Source organism: Sulfitobacter sp. CW3 (genome assembly GCF_019392245.1).
Taxonomy (GTDB): domain Bacteria; phylum Pseudomonadota; class Alphaproteobacteria; order Rhodobacterales; family Rhodobacteraceae; genus Sulfitobacter.
The window spans coordinates 1-248 of sequence record NZ_JAHXRL010000458.1; the positions used below are offsets into that span (position 1 = coordinate 1).

At 70.6% G+C, this 248-nt stretch carries 1 protein-coding gene; it reads right to left on the reverse strand.

The features are described from left to right. Nucleotides 1–248: transposase (locus KZZ06_RS21800; RefSeq protein WP_219582002.1), on the reverse strand; the 248-nt coding region annotated here is incomplete at both ends.

A 248-nucleotide genomic window follows, 5' to 3' on the forward strand; every position in this document is an offset into this window, starting at 1 on the left:
GGGCTCGGCCGTGTCCATCAAAGTAGCGAGCTTGGGGACCTTCGGCCGGAGCTGGTCGGCGACGCGCCGCCACTGGAGCCGGGCCGTTTCGGCGTCATCCTGGGCGAACGCCGTGGCGATGAAGGCGGAGACGACACGCCGCCCGCTGCGCCCGGCATGGGCGAGGACGTTGCGCATGAAGTGGACGCGGCAGCGCTGCCAGGTCGCGTTCATGACCTTGGCCACCGACGCCTTGATGCCCTCGTGGG